Origin of the sequence: Psychromonas arctica, from assembly GCF_038155225.1 — a bacterium.
Lineage (GTDB): Bacteria > Pseudomonadota > Gammaproteobacteria > Enterobacterales > Psychromonadaceae > Psychromonas > Psychromonas arctica_B.
This window is the reverse complement of record NZ_JBAKBA010000443.1, coordinates 1-209: the sequence shown is the minus strand read 5'-3', so window position 1 is coordinate 209 and position 209 is coordinate 1. Positions and strand designations below refer to the sequence as shown.

Genomic DNA, 209 nt, shown 5'->3' with positions numbered 1-209 from the left:
CCTTTTTTCTGCTTAGCTAATGCGAGTTCTAAGTGCATACGAGCGATATTAAAGCCTTGATAATAAAGCGCTTGGTATTCTGCCGCTGTTTGTTTCCATGCCACTGAATACAGTAAAGGGTATGCTGTTTCGACAAGATCATTGGCTAATACTGCCGGTGTTATAAACGGACTACAAAGTGCGATAGTGAGGAGTGAGTTTTTTAAAAA

Annotated in this window: 1 protein-coding gene; it reads right to left on the bottom strand. The window is 40.2% G+C overall.

Annotation, left to right across the window (positions count from 1 at the left end):
* Positions 1–209 (bottom strand): hypothetical protein (locus V6255_RS19035; RefSeq protein ID WP_341629491.1); only part of this gene is annotated, 209 nt, incomplete at both ends.